The organism is Vibrio sp. 1557, assembly GCF_033340175.1.
Classification (GTDB): Bacteria; Pseudomonadota; Gammaproteobacteria; order Enterobacterales; family Vibrionaceae; genus Vibrio; species Vibrio alginolyticus.
In genome coordinates this window covers 1-1,486 of the sequence record NZ_JAWOVZ010000109.1, presented here as the reverse complement: position 1 = coordinate 1,486, position 1,486 = coordinate 1, and the positions used below count along the sequence as shown (strand labels likewise).

Annotated in this window: 1 protein-coding gene; it reads right to left on the bottom strand. The window is 47.1% G+C overall.

Annotated features, from left to right (window positions below; genetic code table 11):
- The coding region (locus R7070_RS25010) for a UvrD-helicase domain-containing protein (RefSeq protein ID WP_318141371.1) at positions 1 to 1,244 on the bottom strand (1,244 nt) is incomplete at its 3' end.
- Between the last annotated feature and the right edge of the window lie 242 nt (positions 1,245 to 1,486).

Sequence of the window (1,486 nt, the reverse complement as noted above, 5' to 3'; positions counted from 1 at the left end):
GGGCCAATTTCGCGTCGCGGCGTGTTCACAATGCGCAGAAATGCGTTGTCATCGTCAGGGTTCACCAACACTCGAAGATACGCCATGATGTCTTTGATTTCGGCACGCGCGAAAAACGACGTACCGCCAGACAGTTTGTAGGGTACGCGGTTTTGCATCAGTGATTTTTCAATCAAGCGCGATTGATGGTTACCGCGATACAAAATCGCATAATCTCGATATTCCGTGCGATTTAAGAACTTGTGCGCAATCAACTCACCCGTGACCCTTTCTGCTTCGTGCTCTTCGTTCTTGGCTAGCAACACTTTCAGTTTTTCGCCGTCAGGAATCTCTGAGAACAGTGATTTTTCATACACGTGCGGGTTGTTGGCAATCAAAATGTTTGCAGCACGAAGAATTCGACTGGTCGAGCGATAGTTCTGTTCCAGCTTGATCAGGCGCAGGTTCGGGTAATCTTGCCCGAGCAGCACCAAGTTTTGCGGTTTTGCACCACGCCACGAGTAAATCGATTGGTCATCATCACCAACGACGGTTAAGCGACCGCGCTCGCCCACAATCAATTTGACCAGTTCATACTGACTGGTGTTGGTATCTTGGTATTCATCAACCAATAGATAGCGGATGCGATTTTGCCAACGCTGACGCACGTCTTCATTATTACGCAGCAGCAATACTGGCAGAAGGATCAGGTCGTCAAAATCGAGCGCGTTGTACGCCTTCATCTGCTTCTGGTACATCTCAAAACAAAAAGCGAACAGCTGTTGTTGCTCGCCTTTCGCCATCGCTTTGGCTTGCTCTGGCGTTAACATGTCGTTTTTCCAGTTGGAGATCGTACTCAATAGTTGTTTGAGTAGGTCTTTATCACCGTCGAGTTGCTTTTCCGTCAACTCTTTCAACAGCGCCATCTGGTCTTGATCATCAAACAACGAAAAGCCCGCTTTTAACCCAAGCTGCTTGTACTCACGTTTGATGATATTCAAACCCAAGGTATGGAAAGTAGAAACCATCAAACCTTTCGACTCGGCTTTACCCAAGGTTTGACCAACACGCTCTTTCATTTCGCGGGCGGCTTTGTTGGTAAAGGTCACGGCCGCGATGTTTCTTGCTTTGTAGCCACATTGCTGAACCAAGTAAGCAATTTTATTAGTAATTACGCGCGTTTTACCTGAGCCTGCGCCGGCAAGCACTAGGCATGGACCAGACACGTATTTTACGGCTTCATCTTGTCTAGGGTTCAGCTTCATACAAATTCTCTGCGGGTGACAAATGTGGCGCCTATGATAAAGGGGTGGCTCTTTGAATGCTACGGTGATTTTCTCGTAAATTTTACCCCGATTGGTGCAACATTCTGTTGCATAGTAGACCAGACTTTAAGCTATAATGAATGAACGTTCATTCACTGGTAGTAGGATTATGACGGACAACCCTGCTGTAGATAAACGCGATCAAATACTTGCCGCTGCGGAGCAGTTAATTGCAGAGTCTG